General features: G+C 51.8%; 15 protein-coding genes. 14 read left to right on the top strand and 1 reads right to left on the bottom strand.

The genetic code is table 11. The annotated features are described in order from the left end of the window. Positions 1–51: 51 nt before the first annotated feature. From ilvC to BMY11_RS12980, 14 genes are all read left to right on the top strand, one after another. On the top strand, positions 52–1,044 hold the full coding sequence (gene ilvC, locus BMY11_RS13045) for a ketol-acid reductoisomerase (RefSeq protein ID WP_090576345.1): 993 nt from the start codon (positions 52–54) through the stop codon (positions 1,042–1,044). Positions 1,045–1,161: 117 nt separating this feature from the next. Next, positions 1,162–2,706 (top strand): 2-isopropylmalate synthase, encoded by a 1,545-nt coding sequence (locus BMY11_RS13040; RefSeq protein WP_090576786.1) that lies wholly within the window; start codon positions 1,162–1,164, stop codon positions 2,704–2,706. Between the two features lie 120 nt (positions 2,707–2,826). Next, a complete protein-coding gene (locus tag BMY11_RS13035) occupies positions 2,827–4,188 on the top strand; it encodes a sensor histidine kinase (protein WP_090576342.1) in 1,362 nt (453 codons plus the stop codon). A 1-nt stretch (position 4,189) separates the two neighbouring features. After that, complete coding sequence (locus BMY11_RS13030) at positions 4,190–4,855, top strand: response regulator transcription factor (protein WP_090576338.1); 666 nt, start codon at positions 4,190–4,192, stop codon at positions 4,853–4,855. Between the two features lie 156 nt (positions 4,856–5,011). After that, positions 5,012–6,091: a 3-isopropylmalate dehydrogenase gene (leuB, locus tag BMY11_RS13025; RefSeq protein WP_090576335.1), complete on the top strand. Its 1,080-nt coding sequence runs from the start codon at positions 5,012–5,014 to the stop codon at positions 6,089–6,091. A gap of 160 nt (positions 6,092–6,251) precedes the next feature. Continuing rightward, on the top strand, positions 6,252–6,677 hold the full coding sequence (locus BMY11_RS13020; protein WP_090576332.1) for a hypothetical protein: 426 nt from the start codon (positions 6,252–6,254) through the stop codon (positions 6,675–6,677). Between the two features lie 98 nt (positions 6,678–6,775). After that, on the top strand, positions 6,776–7,597 hold the full coding sequence (gene sigI / locus BMY11_RS13015; RefSeq protein ID WP_090576329.1) for an RNA polymerase sigma factor SigI: 822 nt from the start codon (positions 6,776–6,778) through the stop codon (positions 7,595–7,597). Next, the gene (locus tag BMY11_RS13010; RefSeq protein WP_090576326.1) at positions 7,594–9,246 is read left to right on the top strand and encodes an anti-sigma factor domain-containing protein; all 1,653 of its coding nucleotides are present in this window, start codon (positions 7,594–7,596) and stop codon (positions 9,244–9,246) included. The genes sigI and BMY11_RS13010 overlap by 4 nt, the downstream gene beginning before the upstream one ends. Positions 9,247–9,461: 215 nt before the next feature. Continuing rightward, complete coding sequence (locus tag BMY11_RS13005) at positions 9,462–9,860, top strand: ATP-binding protein (RefSeq protein ID WP_090576323.1); 399 nt, start codon at positions 9,462–9,464, stop codon at positions 9,858–9,860. 12 nt (positions 9,861–9,872) lie between these two features. Beyond that, entirely contained in the window at positions 9,873–11,246 is a 1,374-nt protein-coding gene (locus tag BMY11_RS13000; RefSeq protein ID WP_090576783.1) for an ATP-binding protein, read from the top strand. Between the two features lie 140 nt (positions 11,247–11,386). Continuing rightward, complete coding sequence (locus BMY11_RS12995; RefSeq protein ID WP_090576320.1) at positions 11,387–12,952, top strand: leucyl aminopeptidase; 1,566 nt, start codon at positions 11,387–11,389, stop codon at positions 12,950–12,952. 62 nt (positions 12,953–13,014) lie between these two features. Next, entirely contained in the window at positions 13,015–14,316 is a 1,302-nt protein-coding gene (locus BMY11_RS12990) for an MFS transporter (protein WP_090576316.1), read from the top strand. A 26-nt stretch (positions 14,317–14,342) separates the two neighbouring features. Further along, positions 14,343–14,831 (top strand): cysteine hydrolase family protein, encoded by a 489-nt coding sequence (locus BMY11_RS12985; RefSeq protein WP_090576313.1) that lies wholly within the window; start codon positions 14,343–14,345, stop codon positions 14,829–14,831. Between the two features lie 57 nt (positions 14,832–14,888). Continuing rightward, on the top strand, positions 14,889–15,497 hold the full coding sequence (locus BMY11_RS12980; RefSeq protein WP_090576310.1) for a sulfite oxidase-like oxidoreductase: 609 nt from the start codon (positions 14,889–14,891) through the stop codon (positions 15,495–15,497). 219 nt (positions 15,498–15,716) lie between these two features. On the opposite strand, the gene BMY11_RS12975 is transcribed toward BMY11_RS12980, so the two are convergent. Then, positions 15,717–18,353 (bottom strand): GH92 family glycosyl hydrolase, encoded by a 2,637-nt coding sequence (locus BMY11_RS12975; protein ID WP_090576307.1) that lies wholly within the window; start codon positions 18,351–18,353, stop codon positions 15,717–15,719. Positions 18,354–18,452: the final 99 nt, after the last annotated feature.

Below are 18,452 nucleotides of genomic sequence, written 5' to 3'. Positions count from 1 at the left end.
CCTTCTGTAACACCCGCTCAAAAGGGTTAAATTAAAGGAGGCTTCATTTACATGGCAGTTACATTGTACTATGAAAAAGATGCAGACCAAAGCGTTCTGCAAAGCAAAACAATCGCAGTTATCGGTTACGGTAGTCAAGGTCATGCTCAAGCACAAAACTTGCGTGACAGCGGTCTGAAAGTTATCATCGGCCTTCGCCCTGGTAAATCCGCAGAGAAAGCGAAGAACGACGGTTTCGAAGTTCTTGCAGTTAGCGAAGCTGTAAAGCTTGCTGATGTTGTTCAAATCTTGATGCCTGACGAAACACAAGCACGCGTGTACAAAGAAGAAATCGAGCCGAACCTGAAGCAAGGCGCAGCTCTGATGTTCTCCCACGGCTTCAACGTTCACTTTGGTCAAATCAATCCTCGTAAAGATACAGACGTATTGCTCGTTGCTCCTAAGTCCCCGGGCCACATGGTTCGTCGTACTTACGTTGAAGGCTTCGGCGTTCCTGGTCTGATCGCAATCGAGCAGGATGCTACTGGCAACGCGAAAGCAATCGGTCTTGCATATGCAAAAGGTATCGGCTGTACTCGTGCAGGCGTTATCGAAACTTCGTTCAAAGAAGAAACAGAAACAGACTTGTTCGGTGAGCAAGCCGTTCTCTGCGGCGGTGCTACTGCACTCGTTAAAGCAGGTTTCGAAACTTTGGTTGAAGCTGGCTACGCTCCAGAAATGGCATACTTCGAGTGTCTGCATGAGCTGAAGCTCATCGTTGACCTGATGTATGAAGGCGGTCTTGCTACAATGCGCGACTCCATCTCGAACACAGCTGAATACGGCGACTATGTAACTGGTCCTCGTATCGTTACTGACGAAACGAAGAAAGCGATGAAAGCTGTTCTGACTGATATTCAAGAAGGTAAATTCGCTCGCGACTTCATCTTGGAGAACCAATCGAACAATGCATTCATGACAGCAACTCGTCGTAACGAAGCTGCTCACCCAATCGAAGTGGTTGGCGGTCAACTTCGTGAATTGATGCACTGGATCAAGAAATAATTCGGCAATACTTGAAAGTATAATACCCGGATAAGCGCCCCGGTCCCTGCGTCTCCCCTTGGAGGCGTTAGGGCCGTTTCGCTATCTTCGGAACTCTTGAGTCTCGAGGTGCAGCTAATGCGTAAAATATATATTTTCGATACGACGCTTCGTGACGGTGAGCAATCTCCTGGTGTAAACCTGAATACGAAGGAAAAGCTTGAGATCGCTTACCAGTTGGAGAAGCTAGGCGTTGACCGGATTGAAGCCGGCTTCCCGGCCGCTTCCCCAGGCGATCTGGCAGCGGTGAACGCCGTTGCCCGTGCGGTCAAGAATGCCTCTGTCATCGGCCTGGCGCGTTCCCGCGAGCAGGACATCGATGCAGTGGTTGAAGCGCTTAAGGGCGCGCAAGACCCTTGCCTGCATCTGTTCCTCGCGACTAGCCCGATCCACCGCAAGCATAAGCTGCGCATGGAGAAGGAACAAGTGCTGGAAACAGCGGAGCGTGCGATCCGGTATGCGAAGCAATATTTTAGCAAAATCGAATTTTCGGCGGAGGATGCAGGCCGTACCGAGCTTGACTTCTTGTGCCAAGTAACGGATATGGCGATTCGCGCAGGTGCGACGGTCGTTAATATTCCGGATACGGTTGGCTACATGAACCCGTCCGAATACGGTCATATCTTCAAGACGCTCAAGGAGCAAGTGCCTGGCATCGAGAAGATCCAGCTCAGCGCGCACTGTCATGACGATCTCGGCATGGCGACAGCGAATGCGCTAGCTGCGATTCTGAACGGTGCCGACCAGATCGAAGGTACGATCAACGGCATCGGTGAGCGTGCCGGTAATACGGCGATCGAGGAAGTGGCAATGGCGCTTGCGACGCGCGCAGACTTCTTCGGTGCGACAACGACGCTTAACCTGAAAGAAATTGCCAAGACAAGCCGTCTTGTCAGCAAGCTGACAGGCATGGTCGTTCCAGGCAACAAGGCAATTGTCGGCGCTAACGCGTTCGCACATGAGTCCGGCATTCATCAAGACGGCATGCTGAAAGAGAAGACGACGTATGAGATCATTTCTCCAGAGACAATCGGCCTTCGCGATTCCAAGCTCGTGCTTGGCAAGCACTCCGGCCGTGCGGCATTCCGTGAGAAGCTGATCGATCTTGGCTATGAGCTGGACGATGAAGCAGTGAACACTGCATTCGCGAAGTTCAAAGACCTCGCAGACAAGAAGAAGAACGTTATGGACGAGGACATCCGTGCTATGCTCGAAGAGAAGCTGACGGACTCGCCGGAAGTGTATTCGCTTGAGACGATTGAAGTCAGCTATGGCAACAAATCGGTACCTAGCGCTACGATCCGCGTTCGTACGGCGGAAGGCGAAGTGAAAGAGCAGACTGCAGAAGGCAACGGCTCTGTTGATGCGATTTACAACGCTATCGACGGCTTGACGACGGAGAATGTCGAGCTTGAGGACTACTCCATCAAGTCCGTCTCGCATGGTAAAGATGCGCTTGGCGAAGTGCATGTTGTGCTGAAGCAAGAGGATGTATCCGCACAAGGCCGCGGCCTGAGCACGGATATTCTCGAAGCAAGCGCACGTGCTTACATCGACGCTTTGAACCGGTTAATTGAGAAGCGGAAGTCTCCGGGCCGCCGTGACAAAATGAGCCTGATCTAACTTGTTAAACCGCTCCGGTCGTCCCTATAGGGATAGCCGGAGCGTTTTTTTGCGCTATAGCAGGGTGTGAGGACCATGGTATAATAATGAAAAATCGTTAACCGGGGGACAACTAGTCAGATGCTATTCGTGTGGATCGTACTATGGATCGCTTCGGCGCTGCTTATCGCGGCCAATCGCCGGAATGCAGCCGGACGTTGGCTTAGCTTCGTCTCCTTCTGTGGCGGGATGGGGGCACTCGCATCCGTGCTTGAAGGCTGGATCGTCTCTCTGCTTGCAAGCGGCGACATCGACTCCGCGGGCGAGCATGTGCTGCGCATCATTCAGCGCTGTTGCTCATGGACGAGCTACTACGGCTTGCCGTACGGATTCCTATGCTTCGGTTCATCTTACAATGCGGAGCTATTGCCGGAACGGCTATCGCGGCACATGCCGCTGCTAGCTCTGTTGTTTCCGCTCGCGATGCTTGCGCTGCCGATTGCGGATGACTATCCAGTGCACTATAACCTGCTTGCGATATGGGCAGTTCCATACTTCGGGATTGGCGGCTCACTGCTGCTGGCGAAGAAGCATGTTCATCCTGCCGAACGTAGAGCGCATGGGATTCTACTTGTGGCAGTGATGCCAGCTATCCTTGCAGCCGTTACGATGAATTATGTGCTGCCGCTGCTGGGCCTCTACCGGATGTGGCGGTACAATGTATATCCGATTGGCTTCGCATTCGTCATCTTCATCGTTGCGCTGTTCAATGTCGGCTTTCTCGGTGTGCAGCTGCTCATTGAGCGTCGCCAGCTGAACTACTCGCTGCGGGCGATTACGAGCGGGACGGCGATGTTGAACCATGCGATCAAGAACGATATCGGCAAGATGAAGCTGTTCACGGACAAAATAAAGCGAGAAGCGGGTGCAAACGTTGAACTGCATGCGGACATTAACGTCATCAGCACAGCCGCGTTGCATATCGAAGCGATGATCCGCAGCGTGCATGAACGGACCCAGGAGCTGCAATTGCAGTTGCAGGCAGTGAGCTTGTCTCCGCTTGTGCAGGAGCAGATCTCAGCGCTTGAACAACAAGCGGCTGCGAAAGGAATCTCGATTACAACACATTATGCTGACAATGCGGTAGCGATAGCGGATGCTGCGCAAACATCCGAAGCGATCCATAATGTGCTGCAGAACGCCATTGACGCGATGCCCGGCGGCGGTCAGTTGACGGCTGCTGTTATCGCCGGCAAACGTGGAAGCACAATCGAAATTGCAGATACAGGCATCGGAATCGAGAAATCGCAGCTGCGAAAGGTCATTGAGCCGTTCTTCACGACGAAGAGCGGCAAGACGATGAACTTCGGACTCGGGCTTGCCTACTGCTATCAGCTGATGCATAGGCAAGGCGGCGAGCTGCGGATTAGCAGCGAAGCGGGAGCGGGCACGATTGTGCGGTTCCATTTTCGGGCGGTAAGAAAGAAGGGGGATGAGAGCTAGAATGGCACATAATGAGGGGACGCAAGTCCGCATCATGCTTGTAGAGGATGACCCGGACTGGCGCAGAGGACTGGCTGCTTATTTGAACGGACAGCCGGATATGCAAGTGATAGGCGAAGCCGATAACGCAGAAGCCGCGCTTGCCATTGCGCCGTCATCTGGTGCGGACATCATTCTGCTTGACATCATGCTCGCTGATAGCCCGGATGGACTGCGGCTTGCTTCCGAGCTGTCCGGCAGCGGCGCGCAGATCATTATGCTGACGTCGATGGAGGATCGCGCATTCGTCGTGGAGGCGTTCCGAGCCGGCGCGGTGAACTACTTGGTGAAGTCAGACTTCACCGCGATTCCAGATGCGGTTCGGAGTGCAGCTGCAGACCGCTCCTCGATCGACAGCTCTGCAGCTCGCCTGATGCTTGAGGAATTCCGCCGCCTGAAGAGGCTTGAGCGGGAATATGAGACCGAGAAGTTTAAGCGGATGCTGACGCCGTCGGAGGTGCAGCTGCTGAAGATGATTCACGAGGGTAACAGCCAATCGCAGATCGCGGAGAAGTCTTTCCTGTCGCTGCGTACGGTGAAGAACCACGTAAACAATATTTTGCGCAAGATTGGCGGGAAGAGCAGTAAAGATGCTGCACAGCGTGCGAAGGACAACGAGCTGTTCTAAACAAGGACGCTCCGTCACCTTTATATGCTCAGCCTATAAAAGTCATAGCTATTATATCTTTGTCATACCAAGGCTGTTATGGTACAACTAAGGGAGAGTGAGAACTATAATCAGAGGGTGCAAGATGGCCCTGAATAAAAGGAGTGTCTTTCGACTATGGCAGACGTTAAAAAAATTGCAGTTATCGCCGGTGACGGTATCGGACCTGAGGTTGTTGGCGAAGCACTGAAAGTATTGAAGAAAACGGAAGAGCTGTACGGCTACCAATTCGAAACGACTCACGGCCTGTTCGGCGGTATCGCTATCGATGAGAAAGGCACGCCGCTTCCACAAGAAACGCTTGATATTTGTAAAGCTGCGGACGCTGTCCTGCTCGGCGCTGTAGGCGGACCGAAATGGGATAACAATTCGAAGGAGCTTCGTCCGGAGACAGGCCTTCTCGGTATTCGTAAAGCGCTTGGTTTGTTCTCGAACATTCGCCCAGCGAACGTATTCGACTGCTTGAAGGAAGCTTCCACGCTGAAGCCGGAAGTTCTTGAGGGCACTGACCTGATCGTTGTGCGCGAGCTGACTGGCGGCATCTACTTCGGCGAGAAGTTCCGCCGTCAAGGTGAACACGGTGAAGAAGCGGTAGATACTTGCGTATACAACGTGGTTGAAATTGAGCGCATCGTGCGCCAAGGCTTCGAAATTGCGAGCACACGCCGCAAGAAGCTGGCGTCGGTTGATAAAGCGAACGTGCTTGAAACTTCCCGCCTATGGCGTGAAGTAGTAAACCGGATCGCGCCTGAGTATCCGGATGTTGAACTTGAGCACGTGCTCGTTGACAACTGCGCAATGCAGCTGCTCCGCCGTCCTTCAAGCTTCGACGTTATCGTAACGGAGAACATGTTCGGCGACATCATCAGTGACGAAGCAGCAATGCTGACAGGCTCGATCGGTATGTTGTCCTCCGCATCGCTTGGCGAAGGCGCCTTCGGCTTGTACGAGCCGGTACACGGCTCCGCGCCTGACATTGCTGGCCAAGGCATCTCGAACCCGATCGCAACGATTCTGTCGGTTGCGCTTATGTTCCGCCTCACTTTCGGCTACCACGAAGCTGCGCAAGCAATCGAAGATGCAGTTAAATCGGTACTCGATGCTGGTCACCGTACAGGCGACATCGCAGTGGATAAGAGCAAAGCGATTGGCACAACTGAAATGGGCGATTTGATCGTTGCAGCAATCAAGAAGTAATCTTATGTTTAAAATAGATCCCGGAGCCGTTTCAGGCTTCGGGTTTTTCTATACACTGGAAACAAACGTAAAGCAGGAATTTTGATTTAGAGGAGCGAATAAGTTATACAAAGTTTCAGATCATTTCAAGAAGGGTAATGTACTAAGGAGGGTGACAGGAATGAGCTTTTGCTGTGGAGCTAGTATGATCGGCACGAACGGTACGCTGAAGCATTTTCGCACGCATATTCATAATGTTCCTATTCTTTTTTGCCCCGTTTGCCACCGTGTGGAGATTCATCACATGATTGAGAATGAATATGAAATTTTGGCTGAATATGCCCATGGAGATGGCGCATCTGAAGTTGACTTCATTGAATATGTCGAGCAGGAAGAACAGGAATTGTTCGAGAACTGCGTGAATAACGAGAACGAAGATCCGATGGATGTTGTGACGAACCAAATTGATATGGCGCTCGACCTGCTTTGTTTTGCGAAACAAATCGAAGATGAGAGCTGGGAAGCTGACTTGAAACGCCGGCTCAGCGTATTGAACGGGCGGCGAAATAAGCTGATGCAGCGCAGAACCTCTGAAGGGTATTGTTGATGGATGAAACCGCCTCCTTAACAAGGAGGCTTTTTTATTATGTCTACCCCCTCAATCTATACAGTGAACACGAAAAATGTAATTGTGAGGTGGAGCGGTTGCTACTGGTACTGTTCAAACGAATTTTCGGCGGGAAGCATGAGAAGTCGGCAGTCACCGAAAGCCTACATATTGCTCCAGAGGAAGTTGTGGAGCAAATCAGGCGCGGAGAAGCTTCGCGCAGTGACTTTATCGCGGCATACAAGCCGTATATCGCGAAGGTGACGAGCCGATTTTGCAAGAGATATATCGATCCGGAGCGGGCAGATGAGTTCAGCATTGCACTTGTCGCTTTCAACGAAGCGATCGAACAATTCAAAGGTCAGGCAGGAAAATCGTTCCTCGGCTTTGCCGAAACGGTCATTCGGCGTAGGCTTATTGACTATGTCCGAAAAGAACAAAGGCATCAGGGTACAGTTCCATACAGCGCTTTCGATCAAGATGATGAAGAGGAAATGACGGTTAATCCGATTGAGACGAAAGAAGCGCTTCATCGTTACTCGATCACTCAGGAAACAGAAGCGCGTCGCATGGAAATCGCGGAATACGATGCAAGACTGAAGCAATTCGACATTTCTTTCATGGAGCTATCAGATCTATCTCCTAAACATAGCGATTCGAGGCTGCTGCTTATATCAATCAGTCGACTGCTCGCATCCGATCCGCAGCTGTACGAAGTCTTAGAGACGAAGCAGAAGCTGCCGATCAAAGAGCTGTGTGAAATGGCCAGCGTGTCCAGGAAGACGATTGAACGCAATCGAAAGTATATCATCGCACTTGCGTTATTACATAACGGAGATTATCCGTATTTGCAGCAATACATTGCACCGCAAGATCAGGCACTGGAGGAAGAGGCTGAAGCAAGGGGGGTGAGAGCATGAGTCGTGGTATTGTGATGGAAACAAGCGCGAAATTTGTCGTCGTTCTAATGCCGGACGGACAGTTTCGCAAAGTAAGAACAATGCGTAAGCCGCAAGTAGGTGAAGATTTCGCTTTTACTGAGCAGAGGCGTATGCAAAATCCCCGTAAGCTATACAGCGCGAGCGCAGGTGCCGCGGCAATCTTGCTCCTCCTAATTGTACCGTTCCTCGTGAACTATTGGGGAAATCAGCATCCGGTCGTTGCGTACTTAACGATGGACGTTAATCCGAGTATCGAGCTTGGCGTGACGAAGGACGAGAAGGTTGAGGAATTGCGAGCGATCAATGATGATGGCGCGGATGTCACGGAGGGCCTAGCGTATAAGGGGCTGTCGCTTGAGGAAGTGACCGAAGCGATTATGGACCGCATTAGTGCCGGACCGTATCTGAACAGCGGCGAAGGCGATGTCATAATTACGAGCGTGGTGGTCGACGACAAGAAGGCGTCGGTTGACTATGAGAACGCGGTTACGACGCATATGGACGCAGCTGTTCATAAGTCGCTTGAGAAGACAGAGAAGGGCCGCAGCTTGAAGGTAGCCGTAACGAAGATCTCGGCTCCAGTTGAGGTGCGGGAGGAAGCGAAGAATGACGGCCTGTCGGCAGGCAAGATGGCGTTCTACTTGATGGCGAAGAAGAAGGGCTACAACATTTCGATTCACCAGCTGAAGACAGAGTCGATCCATCAAGCCGCGAAGCCGATGGGCGGTGTGGCGGCAGTGGTGAATGATGATGCTTCATCGAACGAGAAGGAAGCTGCGAAGAAGCCTGCTGCCGGGGCGGGTGACGATAAGAGCGCGAAGGATATGAATATGCCGGCTAAGTCGAGCGGTAAGTCAGATACATCTGGCACTTCTTCTGGTAATACCAAAGCTGATGGAACTGCTGGAGCTGCTATTAAAGCAGACAAAGAAAAGCAGCGGGAAGCGCAGAAGGAGCAGCTGAAGGAGCTTCTGAAGAAGGAGCAAGAGAAGCGCCAGAAACGCGAGGAAGCGAAGGCTGCTGCGAATAAAGCGAGCGGTAATAACAGTGGCAAGGGAAGCGGTAAATCCGGCAAAGGCCGTGATGACCTGCGCGGCGATGACTGGCGCGATAATCGTAAGAATGATGATAAGAAGGAAGATGGCGGCGAGCAGGCGACTTCCGGTAGTCATTCGGAGAAGAAAGGCGATCATCAAGGCGACAGCGACCAAAAGCAGGAACAAGAGAATAAAACGCATGAAGGCGGCCAGGGAGATGCAAAAAACACTTCCAACGGTCGCCCTAGTGGCGTTCAAGGCAAGGATTCAAAGCCGTCCAGCTCGGGTAAAAATAATGGACAGAATTGGAATGGCGGCCAGGGTAAGGACAGCAAAGACAGCAAAGGCAATGGCAATGGCAGCACCAACAGCAGTAGTGGTAAAGGAACAAGCATGGACAAGGGTCGCCAGCAGCAGAGCCAAAACCAGACGCAGGGGAAGAATGAGAAGGACAACGGCAGCGATAAAGGCAGTGCAGATAAGAGCGGTGGAAGTATCAGCGGCAAGGACGACAAGAGCGATGACAAGAGCAACGGTCAGAGCAGCCGCGGGGATAAAGATGATAGCAATCATAGCAGTGGCCGAGGATAGAAGGACAACGATCGCTCGGGTCGGGACTAACGTTACCGCAAGGAAAGGCGCAGGCACTTATTGCCCGCGCCTTTCGCCCTATCTTTTCGTCGAGTCGATTCGACAGTATCTTCGGTTGACAGAAATTACCTGTTATCTCTATGATTATTGTAAACCATCTCAGACTCGGAACCTGCATGTACAAAGCATTAAGAGGGTGGAGGAGAGAATTGAACGTGGAAATGATGCATATAAGGGAGAAGTCAGACATTATCTATGCCCGGGAAAGAGGTCGGGATACCGCGAGAGCGGTCGGCTTTAATCTTGTCGATCAAACGATTATTGCATACACAATTTCCGAACTTGCGCTCAAGCTCATTTCTTTCGCAGAGAAGGGTCATCTGACCATTCGACAGCTTTGTTATAGCAAAGGTGAACAAGCTAGTGGTATTGAAGTCAGATTATTCGATCATTTTCGCGGGCCTAGTCGGATTCAGCAGCAGTGGTTAGATAGGCTGGCTGCAGATCTAGAGCTGACCCATGATCAGCTTCGCGGGACGATGATCACGTTTCGGAAGTGGATTCATTCGGAGGTACGCTACAGCTCACCGAACTGCGCGGCAGGAGAGGAGTAACACATGCAGGCCATGCAAGCAATTCGAAAACGATACTTCCCGGCGCTCGCGGAATATATGAGAAGCGGAAGCGAAGCCTCCTTGTTTGAGGCGACTGAAATTGGCAAGTTACTCCAGGATATCCACCCGGAAGACATCATCGCAATTCATGAAGAATCCATGCAGAAGCTTGTGGCTAATATGGACTCGGATGAAGCGCTCAGCTTATACAGCCGTTCTTTTATTTTTCTGATTGAGCTCATGGTTGCTTTTCGTTTCCGTTTGCAGCCGGAGCAGACGCCAGATCAGCGGTTCAGCGATATGCGCGACATGCTGCTTAGCTCGCATCGTTCTTTTCGTATGGTCAAAAATAAATATGAAAATGTTCTCCAGCATATGGACAGCGGTATCGCGATCTTTGACAGCGATGGCATCCTCTCTTTCGTCAATGTGCAGATGGCCAAGCTTCTCGACATTCCTCGCAAGACGCTGATCGGTTGCAATATTATCGACATGCTATGGCATAGTCAGCTGAGCCGCAGATCAAAACGGATTATTTTGCGAGTATTTAAGGAAGTGCATTTGCGTCGCAGCCGCTACCTGGAGTTTCAGGATGTGAACGGCCGCTTCCTGCTCGTAACCGTCACCTACGGAGATCAGCTGGACGGCGATTATCTGATCAGCGTGAAGGACGTTACGGAATATAAGCAGATTGAGCAGACCGCTTATCAGAATGACAAGCTCGCGATGCTTGGGAAGATCGCGGCGGCGATTGCACATGAGATTCGCAACCCCCTTACATCGATTCGCGGGTTTATCCAGCTGCTCAAACCACATCTTGCACAGCTTGGCAAAGAAGAGTACTCGCGTATCATCCTCACGGAAATTGACCGTGCCAACGATATTATCTATGAATTTCTCAATTCTTCGAAGCCTTCCGCGCCGATGAAGCAGAAGGTGCCGATCCATTCGCTGCTTAAGGAGGTTATCCTGCTTTCAGATAGCGAGGCGCTGCTCAAAGGCTGCCAGATTCATCTGGAATCGTATGACGAGGAGCTTACCATCTCCATTGACGTGAAGCAGGTGAAGCAGGTCATCTTGAATATGGTCCGCAATGCGATCGATGCCATCGGCGAGCTTGAAAGTGAGCGCAGCGGGCGCATTGACATCGTCACGCGCCGCGACGGGCGTGATGCGGAAATAACAATCCGTGACAATGGGAATGGCATGGATACGACGACGAAGTCGAAGCTGTTCGATCCGTTCTTCACGACGAAGGTGTCGGGAACTGGGCTTGGCTTGTCGGTCAGTTACCGGATCGTCCGAAATCACGGCGGCAAAATCCGCGTTTCGAGCAATCCGGGCGAGGGTACGGAGTTCAATATTTATTTGCCATTGGCGGAGTAAACGATTAGAATCGGGTATGACCCTTGGCTTATGGATAAATGGGCCAAATTGGCTGCAATGAAATCGGGGAAACCCGGTTTTTTTGTGTTGTCAACGGACTGAAATTCGTAGATGATGGAATTGAAGGAGCGAATGTGCAGATGAGTGTTCAATTTATATATGCAAGTGGGCCGGCAGCCTGCGGTGCTGCTGATGTTACAGTCGTATTCGTAACGAAGGATGAGCTGAAGCAGTCAGGGGCAGCCGGGCAGAAATGGGTGCATCCGCAGCTGGATGAGGCGCTTCGCCAGCATGTTGCGAAGGAGCTGTTCAGAGGAGAGCCGAAGGAAACGCTCGTCATGCCGACGCTTGGCTTGCTTCCTGAGTCGCATGTCCTCTTCGTCGGGATCACGGCGAAGGACAAGATGACGACGGATAGCCTGCGTGATGCGGCGGCAGTCGCTGCGAAGGCGGCAACACGCCTCAAGGCAGCGGCGGTGAAGCAGCTGCTTCCGGCGGCAGTGCTCGGCGGCAGTGGTACTGGTGTTGGAGCGAGCGCCGGCGCTTCGACGTTCACGGTCAAGCAAGCGGCGCAAGCGATGACGGATGGATATGCGCTTGGATTGTTCGTGCGCAAGACTGCGAAGAAAGCGGATGCGAAGCGGCAGTCGACCGTGGCATCGGTCACGTTCACGCCGGCCCAGCCGCTGAAGGCTGCGGAGGCCTCGAATGTGGAGGCGCAGTGGAAAGACGGCATTCATCGCGGCGTCGTCTTCGCGGAGTCCGTCCGCTATGCGCGCGACATTACGAATTTACCGGGTAACAATCTGACACCGCAGAAGCTTGCAGAGGAAGCGGAAGCTTTGGCGCAGAAGTACAATCTCGACTATGAGATATTCGATGAGGTTGCCGCTGCGGAGGAAGGCATGGGCGGGCTGCTCGGCGTAGGGCAGGGCAGCATTCATCCGCCGCGTATGGTCGTCATTCATTATGAAGGCGCACCAGGCGATGACGAGAAATGGGGCTTAATCGGCAAAGGTATCACGTTCGATACCGGCGGTATCTGCATTAAGCCGAAGGTTGGCATGGAAGAGATGATCTCGGACATGGGCGGTGCGGCGACTGTGCTTGGCGTCGTGCGGATTCTTGGCGAGCTTCGTCCGGCAATGAATGCAGTCATTGTCATCCCGACCGCGGAGAATATGCCATCGGATCGAGCGTTTAAGCCAGGCGACGTGCTGACGATGATGAATGGCACGACGGTTGAGATTGTAAACACGGACGCGGAAGGCCGCCTTGTGCTGGCCGATGGCCTCACGACGGCTCTTCGCCGCGGCGCGACGAAGCTGATCGACGTCGCGACGCTGACAGGCGCTGTGCTGGTGGCGCTTGGCGATGTCGCCACCGGTTCGGTGACGAACGACGAGCCGTTGCACCAGCAGGTCATCGCTGCTTCGCAGCTGACAGGAGAGCGGATCTGGCCGCTGCCAGCCTTCCCTGAATTCCGTAGGCAGCTCGATAGCGATGCAGCGGATATGAAGAACGGGGGAAGCCGTTACGGTGCCGCAAGCATTGCCGGCTTGTTCATCGGGGCGTTCACGGAGGAGAAGCCGTGGGTCCATCTCGATGTTGCCGGAACCGCATGGCTGGAGCGGGATAAGGTATGGGAAGTGAAAGGTGCTACTGGCGTTATGGTTCGTACGCTAGGTGAATTGTTCACGCAATAAGGCAGCTTGCTTGGTTGGCTGTGTATGACATCAGGAGTAACGGGGCGGAGGAGTTTACGTTCATGTCATTTTGGAATCACATCATCTCGGTGTTTAAACGAAAAGAGCTGTCCGAGCAGCGCCGTGGGCTGCTTACTTCCATTAGGGAAGGGATCCCGGCGGTCATTGTCGCCAACTTGCTTGGCGGTCCGATTCTGACCATCTATATTGTCTATCTAGGCGGGACGGCTTCGGACGTCGGGCTCGTTATGGCTATTCCTGCACTGGCGAATTTGGTGCAGCTCGTTGCTGCTTTCTACATGCAGCGGTTTACAAACCGACGGCTGCTGCTCACGATCTTCGGTTCGCTTCACCGGATATTGTGGGTAGCAACCGGATTGATTCCATTCCTCGTGCCTGAAGAGCTGCGCGTAGGCGTCTTTATCGGCTTGTTCTTCATGTCGTTCATCTCGGCTTCGGCCAGCAGTGTCTTCTGGACTTCACTTGTCGCTGATATGGTGCCGCCGCAAGTACGGGGCAGATATTTTGGCATTCGCAACACAATTCACTGGGCGGTCGGCAGCATCGTGCTGCTCATTGGCGGTCAAATACTGGAGCGGTTTAACGATCAGACAGGATTCATTCTTCTGTATGCGATTAGCGCGATTTGTGCGATATGGAACGGGATGGAGCTGTGGCGCTACCCGAATCCACCGTTTCAGAAGTCGGAGGCATCGAGCTCCGCCGCGCTGTTCTTGAAGCCGCTCAAGGATCGGGGCTTCATGAAAGCGACGGTATTCATAGCCATTTACATTTTGCTGCAAAATATGGCGATTCCGTTATTTTCCTACGTGATGCTGGAAACACTTCACATTAGCAAATGGATGATTACGGTCATTACCACCGTGCAGATGGTTATGACGATGTTCAGCTACTATTATTGGGGGAACCTCAATACGAAGTATGATGCGCGGACGCTGCTGCTCTGGGCATTCCCAATTATTGCTGCTTCCTGCGTGCTGTGGGCGGGCATCGAGATTATTCCGGTTATTGCTGTGCTGATGCTCGTGAATATCGTGCTCGGCTTTGGACTTGGCGGTTATAATTTGCTCGTGTTCAACTTTATTATTGGGGATACACCGAAGTCAGACCGGCCGATGTATGTGGCGCTATTCGCAGCTCTGACCGGGGTTACCGGATTTATAGGACCGCTTGTCGGCGGCTGGATCTACAAACAGATTGAAGATAGTCCATACTGGCTGCAGAGCTACGGCATTTCCCTATTTGTCGGCGTGGCACTGCTCGTGCTGGCGCTTGCGATTGGTCCGCTCGTGCTGCGTGTGGAGCATAATGGATATGTAGAAGAAGAGCAGCTGGAAGGATGACCATTTTGAGGGGAGCGTTCTAAACTATGAAGCTAGGTTTTCTTATTATTGATATGCAGCCCGTCCATTTGCAGGAAGCAGACAAGAAGGTCATCGACAGAGCCTGCGAGTATAGTAACTATGTTGCGGGGATTCTTCGATCGAAGGATCATGTCATCATTCATATTCAAGATATTGAGGGGATGGACGAGTCGAATCGGGAAGCTTTCCAGACGATTCCGGAAATTCCGATTCAGGAGAACGACCTGGTTGTGACCAAAACATATTCCAATTCGTTCTGGAATACCGGGCTTGAGGGAATTTTGCGCGAGCGGGACGTTGAGCTGTTGATTATTGCCGGCAACGCTGCGGAGCACTGCGTGCTGTTCACCTATAACGGAGCGAGCGAACGCGGCTTCAAGCCGGTCATTCTGCAGAACGGCATCGTCAGCTCGCATAGCGAAGCCATTACTGCTACATATCGGGACCGCAATGTGATTTCTCATCCGGTTATTTCGTATTTAGTGAAACAATAAGCGAAGCAGTCGTATACTTGTGCGGCGCAGCTCACAGCGCCGGAAGGAGAAGCGAAGATGTTGTTTGGGCCAGATGCACGCAAAGACAGCGATGCCGGTGACGGAGACCGTGTTCCGCCGGGGCAGCGGGTAACGACAGGATTCCCTGTACTCCATCATGGGGAGGTGCCTTACTACCGGGATATGGGGTTATGGCATTTGCGCTTGTTCGGTCTTGTTGAAGAGATTGCTGAGATCTCGTACAAGGAGTTCATGCAGCTGCCGCGACAGCAATTCGGGAACGATATTCACTGCGTCACGACGTGGTCGAAGCTCGATAACGTCTGGGAAGGCGTAGCGGTGGCGACCATTATGGAGCGGGTCAAGCTGAAGCCGGAGGCGAAGTTCGTCATGCTGCACGCCGAGCATGGCTGGTCGACGAACCTGCCGCTCGAAGACTTCTTACGTGACACGTCGTTCCTTGCAATCAAGCATAATGGAGAAATTCTATCTCCGGAACACGGTTATCCGGTTCGTATGGTCGTGCCGCATCTCTACTTCTGGAAGAGCGCCAAGTGGCTGCGCGGTATCGAGTTTATGGAGAAAGATAAGGCGGGGTTTTGGGAGCGGAACGGGTACCATATGTATGGCGATCCGTTTCTGGAACAGCGCTATGATTTTGATTAAAAATGGCGATCAGCTTCGGTATGTTGTATAGCGCTGGCTGATGCGACAATGGCGGCCGGATAGGCCACTATTGTGATACGGTTCACCTCGCTGTCTGTTACGAGAAGGTTTAGAGCCATCCCTTGCGGGATGGCTCTTTCATTAATATTGATTTATTCGATTCAATCATTTCAAGCATTCAGAATCGTCCTGATTCCGCTGACTGGCTTGAATGATCGCTTACCCAAGCAATTCAATTTCTGCGATTTGCAAGGAGTCGGCTCCATGGTTTTGCTTCACATTCAAACGGTAGAAGGTGAATGCGTGAGCCTGATTCATGGCGAATGGACGTGTGTGTTGTCTCCAGGTGAAGGCCTCATCGTCTCTCGCATCCAGAATGGTCCAGTTGGTTCCATCGTTGGAAGCAAGGAGCTCCCAGCTCATAGGATCCTGCGCTTTACCATCATTCGCTGAGGTGATGGTGTACATTTGCACAGCTCCTGCTTCCTTCAGCTCATATTGAATCCAGCCTGCGGACTCTAATGTCTGCCATTTCGTCGAAGAATTGTTGACGAATGCCTGAGCCGCTGTGTTGCCAGCTGCTTCATTCTCTCCGCTTGCCGTAACCTTGCCTCCGTTAGCTAGGTCTTGCAACGGCTGCGGCGGCAGCTCGCCTGTAGTCAGTGAAGGCGGCACATCGTCTTTCCCTGAGCCCCAGCTTGATGGAGATGGACCCATATCGAACTCTAGAACAGCTCCATTTGCAAGATCTTGGTGCAAGAAGTAGTTCTTCGTATAGTCTTGCCCATTCAACTTCAAACCCTGTACATAGATGTTGTCGTCATTCACCTTCGGAGCATTGATGACAATAGCCTTGCCATTCTCCAAATGAATCGTCATCTTCTTGAAATAAGGCGCACCGATCGCATATTCAGGACGTCCTACGCTTACAGGGTAAAAGCCCATCGCAGCAAACAGATACCATGCGGACATTTCGCCGTTATCTTCATCGCCTTGATAGCCGTTGCCCGTCCCAACTCCAGAATCATATAGACGAGTTACAATATCACGCGCACGCTCTTGTGTCTTCCACGGTGTGCCGGCATAGTTGTACATGTAGATGGTATGATGAACAGGCTGATTCGAATGTCCGTACTGACCTCTATCGATATCGTAAGCCTCAACCATCTCATGAATGACGCGGAAGTATCCACCTTCTTCAAAATCTCTAGGTGCATGGAATACATCGTCGATTTTGCCCGACAATCCTTCTCTTCCGCCATACAGATTGGCAAGCCCTTGTCCGTCATGCGGCACAGCTACGCAATAGTGCCAAGCATTCCCCTCCGTGTATTCAAAGCCCCAGCGAATCGAGCTGAATTCTTCATCAGAGGTGCGCCAAGTGCCATCCTCATTCTTGCCGCGGAAGAAGCCAACAGATGGCGAGAAGATATGCACATAATTCAATGCCCGGTTATAGAAGTATTTAGCGTCATCTTCTTTGCCAAGCGCTGATGCCAGCTGAGCAACACCAAAGTCGTTCAGATAACTTTCAAGCGACCAGGAGGTCGATTCACCCACTTGATCCTGCGGGGTATAACCCAAGAACACGGAGCGATCCATTCCTTTGCGTCCTTTGGAGGAGTCACTGCTATAGGTTGCTGCATTCCTAATCATCGAATCATAGGCAGCTTCGACATCAAAGCCCGTAATACCCTTCAAATAAGCATCCGCAAAAATAATTTCAGAATTAGTTCCTACCATGCAATCTACACAGCCCGGAGCGGACCATCTAGCCATCCAGCCCCCGTCCTTATAGCCCTTAAGGAAGCCCTCCGCCAGCTCTCCGGCTTTATCAGGCGTTAGCAGCGCATACATAGGCCATGTTGTTCTGTATGTGTCCCAGAAGCCGTTGTTCACATAAATTTTGCCTTCCTTGATTGGGTTGCCCTTCACATAAGGCGTTGCGTATTTCGGAGTGCCTTCAACATTCTCGTAAGCAGAGTTTGGATAAATATACAGACGATAAAGGTTGGAATACAGTGTGACCAGCTGATCCTCGGAGGCGCCTTCCACCTCGATCTTATTCAAGATCGCATCCCAGGCATCCTGCCCAGCCAGCTTCACTTGCTCGAAGGTGCTGCTGCCGATTTCCTCAAGCAGATTCGCCTTCGCTTGTTCAACGCTGATAAAGGATGTAGCAATCTTCATAATCACTTGACGATCTTGATTCGTATCAAATTCGACCCAAGAAGTTAGGTCACGGTAACCTTCGACTTTATTTGAGCGTACAAAAGGCTGACTGAACTCTGCATATACGTACATTCTAGGCACCAGACTCAAGAATCCATCCGGGTAATCGACATGCCCTGTAACGACTCCATTGACTTCATCCCATGCAATCGAGGCATCCAGATTGTCAAACGTATCGAACAGCAAATAGGAACGATCCGTTGGGAAGCTAAAACGAACACAAGCCGCATGGTCAGTCGGAGCCATCTCTGTTTGGATGCCGTTATCAAACTTCACGCTGTATACGTGCGCCTTGGCTGTTTCATTCTCGTGATCGAATGAAGCCCCCCTTGCGTCTCGATCCACCGTGACTTGATCGGACATCGGCATGAACTGGAACGTTTGGCGATCGCCAATCCATGGACTTGGCATATGGCTGATCGTAAACGCCTGAATGCTGCTGCTGCTGTACTGGTATATCCATCTTTGCTCGCTTGCGTTAGTCATAGGTGACCAGAAATTGAAGCCAAACGGAACCCCTGTGGCAGGAAACGTATTTCCTTTCGAATACGACGGATCCGAGTTGCTCCCTCTGAGTGTATTGACGTATTCCGAAACTCTTGTGGCTGCCGACTTATGAATCATGAAATGCACTCCCCCTATGGATAACGATTCATAGCTTGAAATCGCTTACACTATTATACTAAATCTAGAGCAGTTTCATAAACAGAATATTGCCTATGG

It is taken from the genome of Paenibacillus sp. OV219 (assembly GCF_900110075.1).
Classification (GTDB): domain Bacteria; phylum Bacillota; class Bacilli; order Paenibacillales; family Paenibacillaceae; genus Paenibacillus_Z.
This window is presented reverse-complemented; position numbering and strand designations above follow the sequence as displayed.

Excerpts from the sequence above, each read along its gene's own strand:
- ilvC (WP_090576345.1), top strand. The coding sequence starts at position 52 with ATGGCAGTTACATTGTACTATGAAAAAGATGCAGACCAAAGCGTTCTG.
- BMY11_RS13040 (WP_090576786.1), top strand. The coding sequence starts at position 1,162 with ATGCGTAAAATATATATTTTCGATACGACGCTTCGTGACGGTGAGCAA.
- BMY11_RS13035 (WP_090576342.1), top strand. The coding sequence starts at position 2,827 with ATGCTATTCGTGTGGATCGTACTATGGATCGCTTCGGCGCTGCTTATC.
- BMY11_RS13030 (WP_090576338.1), top strand. The coding sequence starts at position 4,190 with ATGGCACATAATGAGGGGACGCAAGTCCGCATCATGCTTGTAGAGGAT.
- leuB (WP_090576335.1), top strand. The coding sequence starts at position 5,012 with ATGGCAGACGTTAAAAAAATTGCAGTTATCGCCGGTGACGGTATCGGA.
- BMY11_RS13020 (WP_090576332.1), top strand. The coding sequence starts at position 6,252 with ATGAGCTTTTGCTGTGGAGCTAGTATGATCGGCACGAACGGTACGCTG.
- BMY11_RS13010 (WP_090576326.1), top strand. The coding sequence starts at position 7,594 with ATGAGTCGTGGTATTGTGATGGAAACAAGCGCGAAATTTGTCGTCGTT.
- BMY11_RS13000 (WP_090576783.1), top strand. The coding sequence starts at position 9,873 with ATGCAAGCAATTCGAAAACGATACTTCCCGGCGCTCGCGGAATATATG.
- BMY11_RS12995 (WP_090576320.1), top strand. The coding sequence starts at position 11,387 with ATGAGTGTTCAATTTATATATGCAAGTGGGCCGGCAGCCTGCGGTGCT.
- BMY11_RS12990 (WP_090576316.1), top strand. The coding sequence starts at position 13,015 with ATGTCATTTTGGAATCACATCATCTCGGTGTTTAAACGAAAAGAGCTG.
- BMY11_RS12985 (WP_090576313.1), top strand. The coding sequence starts at position 14,343 with ATGAAGCTAGGTTTTCTTATTATTGATATGCAGCCCGTCCATTTGCAG.
- BMY11_RS12980 (WP_090576310.1), top strand. The coding sequence starts at position 14,889 with ATGTTGTTTGGGCCAGATGCACGCAAAGACAGCGATGCCGGTGACGGA.
- BMY11_RS12975 (WP_090576307.1), bottom strand. The coding sequence starts at position 18,353 with ATGATTCATAAGTCGGCAGCCACAAGAGTTTCGGAATACGTCAATACA.